Genomic DNA, 4,660 nt, shown 5'->3' with positions numbered 1-4,660 from the left:
CATCACGTAGCTTCTTGATGATCTGTTCGGGTGAATGTCGTCGTCGTTTCTTGCTCATGGAAAATCCTTCGCCGGAATTGGCTCTAGACTTTCATAACCCCTGGATCAGGTTTTGGGGAGCATTCCAATTAAGTGCCATAGCCAAATTTCCGAAACGCGGTCCTTGGTCGAGTATCGCTTAAATCAGGCGTCAAAAACGTCGACATCGATTTCTTCGTAAACATCAGGCCAACCTGCGATCGAGCCCTGCAAGCGGAGCGTCCAAGCCATTGGTGCTAAACCTGTTGAGACCGGGACGCTCTCGGGAACTGTCCAGGAAAAACTGCCAGATCGGATCTCCACAGGAGATGACGATTCGAAGATCTCAACAGTCCTACGAAGATCCAATATTCGCTCGACCATGTCTTTGCTGACCTTAAATGCCCGCTCATCTTTTTGGAATCCCGTCAAGAAAATCTTTAGGTCTTGAACCTTGTGCGCAGCACCTCGGATCCGCCACTTAATTTTCAAAGTGTCACCGTGACGGATCGCATCCGAATCAATCGATAGTGTTGCACGGGGAGTGAAGACCATTAAGAAGTTGCCCCCCGTGAAGAAAAGCAGCAGTGAAGCAAGCGGCCCCAGAATGCAAAGAAATCCAATCCCAAAGGGCAACGGGATTCCACCCACTCTCATACCCTGAATTAGCATCGCGCAAGCACCGACCAACACGGTTGCGAGGAAACCAGAAACAAAGAATCGCGTCCAGGGCGAGGGTTGCGTGTTCACTGCGTCAATTTCCGCTAGAGGGATCCGATGCATCGGCTATTCAACGATAGAACGAGCCAAGGTGACAGAGCGAACTTGAGTGCGGGTGCGTGGGTGCTGAAATCCGAACATTCACCGCCTCAGTTCACCTTTCTCAAATCTCCAAAATCAATTCAAAACGACCAATCAACGACTTCGCTTCAGAGTCGATTTCAAAAATCATGACGGGCATGCCTCGAGCAATCCGCCGCTGGATCGGAGAGTCCCCACCCAACATTGCCATTCAGCATACCGTATGAAACTCGCGACCGGACAGCATCGAAAAGAAGACGAACCGATTCCTGAACACCATCGACGTAACAAACCATGGATACGTACCACAATCAATCTTTGACGGTCGCATTTGCCGAACTCCTTGTTCTGGGATCATCGTCCCACCAGCTGCGATTGCTGCCGTCTTCGATTTTCACACTCAGCGAAACCTCTGGTTTGGTGTCTACGGTCGAAAGTCGAGAAATCGCGAGGGCGAGCGAGAGATTCACCCAAGTTCGAGTAGTTTCGATGGATACTGCTGCAAATTTCCGCAGTTTTTTAAGACGCTCCTTACCATCCTCACTTGATTGCATTTTTTCTACAGACTCAGGCGTGATTTTCGCAGCTGAGGCAAGATTCAAGTTTTAAGTTGCGATCTTCATGCGGGAACTCAGTCGGATATCGAAAGCGATCGCGAGGTCGCCGCGAGTGATCTACCGGTGTTTTAAATCGCGGCTCGGCGATTCGCGTGCATCGTCGCAGTTAGCCGTCGCCTGGCGTCGATCCATCGGTAGAGAGTCGAGCGGTTTGCCGCAGCGAGGACAATCGACGTGGGACGCGTCCAGCACCTCGCCGCACTGAAAGCAGAACAGATCAATCGAAGCAGGCACAACGGATTGTCGTTCGTACCATGTATTCAACAAGGACCTGATGTCACCATGCGTGCAGTCGACGACGCATACATCGTAAACACTGCCGAAAGTCGGACCTTCACCAGCGTGCATCTGGCTGTACTCGTTTACGGGGGCAATGAGTCGCGCCTTAACGCCACGTTTAAGCAGAAAAGCGACCAAACGCGCAACCACCGCGCCCAGTTCGGAAAACGTTACCCGTCACCGAGGACGGACGGCTGAGCATCCATTCTTGAAATCACGCAAGCCGTCCTTCGGTGCACGGGATGGTTCCCCGTTGGAATAGAGGCCTAATTTTTGTTGGGAGGATTGTATGTTGCATTAACCCGCACCTTGAGCTGATTCGGTTTTTTGGCTGGAGGCGCTATTGATAGTGCGTGAGAAAGGTTCACCCAAGTTTGGACGCTTGGGATTTCTTGCGCAGCTTGTGACCTTAGCCACTTGATTTGCTGCGGTCCGCCCTCTTTCTTTTCGAGTTCAGATATGTAGTCGGCGTTCAGTAGTGATTCAGCTGCAAGCTTGCCGTTCCACTTGGACGCATCAAACAGATCGGAAGGATGTTCCAACAAAACCCAGTTTGCGGAGCCAAGCTCCTTCACGACGAAGTGATCAATCTTGTGGACAATGGTTGTCTGGACTGGTGGTGCCTTGTCTTTGAGCACCGAACCTAAGTTTACGCTGGTTTGCGTCTCCGTGAACGCGTTCGTAGATCCAGCAAAAGTAATAACGTATGTTGAGTCAGGTTTTAGAAAACCCAGCGAACTTGGTGAGTCGCCAGCAACCAATACCGCGGAGAAGGCCAGCACGATAAACGTACATGTCCGAAATACCATTGCAATCTCAGCTGGGGTTGATGAATTCGGGGAACGGTGGCCAGCACCGGGCACGGAGACTGATGCATCCATTCGTGACAACGTTCAAGCCGTGCTCCGTGTGCAGTACGCCCAGCATGGGCGTGATCTTATCAGGTGAAAGTCCTGTGTGTTTAATTCCAGTCATTTCAACAAGGGAGTCATCGTACCAGATGGATAGCTCGTAAGAAATCAACACGAGGTGAGGGCAACTGCGGCGAGGTGACAGACCGTGGAGAGGAAGCCTGCGATGCTCGATTGGTGTAGCAACCGGCAGCGTCTCACCAAGACCCACCAGGTTACGTACAGAAACCACATACAAGGCCGGTAACTCCAGGTGAGCGTGCTGCCTAACGCGAAACCGAACTGGAAGACGGAGTGCAGGTAGATGTGGAGCTTGGGTGGGGACAGATCACGTTCCCTTATCTGGGGAGATCTGAAGACGTACCGGCGAGTAGAGCTTGCTCGAAAGGTCGGGCGATCGGGGTGACCCGAATCGTGTCTTCAGAAGTCAGCAGAGGTCGTAGTACCGAGCCTTGCAGTCCAAGCAAGACGGGAAGGACCAAACGTTTTAGCACAAGGAAGAACCATCGATGACCTCAAAGAAACCGAACGCATCGCGTCACACATGAACCCTCGTATTGATCCCGATAACGGTACACATCACCGAGGACGCGCGAAAACCTGTCCACTGCCAAACCGCTCGGCTCGCGTCCTTCGGTGCATGTGATGGTTCTGTCTTCTATTTCCAAATATAGCCGCTGACGATGTCGCGAAGTTCTTCGTCGTCGAATTCGTCAAGTTCATGTGGCGTAAGCCAGCATACCCGAAGCAACATGTCTTGCGTTGACGCGATCTTTTGCGCCTTGACCTTAATCATGTCGCCAGTCGCGGGGTTCTCGACGTTTCGCGCAGGAATGGAAAGCGAATACTTGTGGTTCTGTGCCGCAATGGCAACGAGAGCGTCCTGCAATCCAGGGTTCGGCGGATCCGGTTCAACCAATTCCGTGATATCGATCCCGATGTTATCGGAACGCAATTTGCGAAGGCGATCCAATAGTGAACGGGCGGAATCCTCGAACGGGAGGTTCGGGAAGACGGCGGTCAGAAACGGGAGGTTGCGCTCAGCGCGTTCTATCGCTGTCACGCGATCAATCTCAAATGCGCCGCAATCATCGTTGTCGATGTCCTCCAGTGACAGCATCCCAAGCCACAGAAGCGGTATGTACCGCTTCGACTCGCTGATCAGTTTTGGGCGTTTGCTAGGATTGCTGACAAGACTACCACGCGCAGACATTCGGAGCCCCAAGGTCTAGTTTTGAAAATTGACAGAACGGCAGAATTCACGGGGGACGGGCGAAAGACTTGCAAGCAGACCATTAAACACGACTCCCGTCCTCCCGTGCAATTCATGGTTCGTCGGGCGGATCCAAGATTGATTCGTGCTTTACCCAGATCTCCGGGCGCAGCCTCATCAATTCTCGAACGCCCAACTCGCTGAGGTTTGTACTCTCTGCAACGACGCCTTGCAGTCCCCTGATCTTGGCAAGTGATGGCACGGAGGCATCGGAAACGAGGGTCCCGTTCAAATCCACCACGTTAAGGTTCGGTATCGCAGCAAGTGTATCAATTCCCACGTCGGAAACCTTCGTTCCGTCCAATTCCAGATAGAAGACGTTCGGTAGGGAAATGAGTTCTCTGAGATCGTGATCAGAGACATTGCTATCGGTGAAATCCAGATGAGTGAGCGTTGGGTACCGCTTGATACCATCGAGTGATTTTACGTTGACGAAGAAGGCCGCGTCAGGAATCGAGGTGTCCTCTTCGAATCCGACGTAGTACGCGCCCATCTGTTCCAAATCCGACGTTATGTTCTGTCGAATACGCTCGTCGGGCGTGAGAGCGTTGGGGTTGCATCCAATCACGAGCGTCAAGACGACGATTGCGATCAGGCCAAAATTCAGTGAGATCAAATTCATGCAAGTACGACGAACGGTAGCGATCACCGGGCGGCGGCGAAAGACTTGCAAGCAATCAAAAAAACTAACCACCGCCGCTCCGGTGCATCGCATGGTTATCAGACTTACAACGCTGCGCTTCGGGGTGGCAGTGGAGGAA

Annotated in this window: 5 protein-coding genes; all 5 read right to left on the bottom strand. The window is 52.3% G+C overall.

The window, feature by feature from the left end; all coding sequences use genetic code 11:
• Positions 1-183 precede the first annotated feature (183 nt).
• The gene (locus Poly51_RS30040) at positions 184-711 is read right to left on the bottom strand and encodes a hypothetical protein (protein WP_222435962.1); all 528 of its coding nucleotides are present in this window, start codon (positions 709-711) and stop codon (positions 184-186) included.
• Positions 712-1,130: 419 nt separating this feature from the next.
• On the bottom strand, positions 1,131-1,421 hold the full coding sequence (locus Poly51_RS30035; RefSeq protein WP_146462644.1) for a hypothetical protein: 291 nt from the start codon (positions 1,419-1,421) through the stop codon (positions 1,131-1,133).
• Positions 1,422-1,981: 560 nt separating this feature from the next.
• Positions 1,982-2,524, bottom strand: a complete 543-nt coding sequence (locus tag Poly51_RS30030) for a hypothetical protein (protein ID WP_222435961.1) — start codon at positions 2,522-2,524, stop codon at positions 1,982-1,984.
• A 760-nt stretch (positions 2,525-3,284) separates the two neighbouring features.
• Entirely contained in the window at positions 3,285-3,839 is a 555-nt protein-coding gene (locus tag Poly51_RS30025; protein WP_146462337.1) for a hypothetical protein, read from the bottom strand.
• 112 nt (positions 3,840-3,951) lie between these two features.
• A complete protein-coding gene (locus Poly51_RS30020) occupies positions 3,952-4,614 on the bottom strand; it encodes a hypothetical protein (RefSeq protein ID WP_146462642.1) in 663 nt (220 codons plus the stop codon).
• Positions 4,615-4,660: the final 46 nt, after the last annotated feature.

This window comes from Rubripirellula tenax (genome assembly GCF_007860125.1).
GTDB lineage: Bacteria > Planctomycetota > Planctomycetia > Pirellulales > Pirellulaceae > Rubripirellula > Rubripirellula tenax.
This window is presented reverse-complemented; position numbering and strand designations above follow the sequence as displayed.

Coding starts and splice junctions, on each gene's coding strand:
- Poly51_RS30030 (WP_222435961.1), bottom strand. CDS start 2,524: ATGGTATTTCGGACATGTACGTTTATCGTGCTGGCCTTCTCCGCGGTA.
- Poly51_RS30025 (WP_146462337.1), bottom strand. CDS start 3,839: ATGTCTGCGCGTGGTAGTCTTGTCAGCAATCCTAGCAAACGCCCAAAA.
- Poly51_RS30020 (WP_146462642.1), bottom strand. CDS start 4,614: ATGCGATGCACCGGAGCGGCGGTGGTTAGTTTTTTTGATTGCTTGCAA.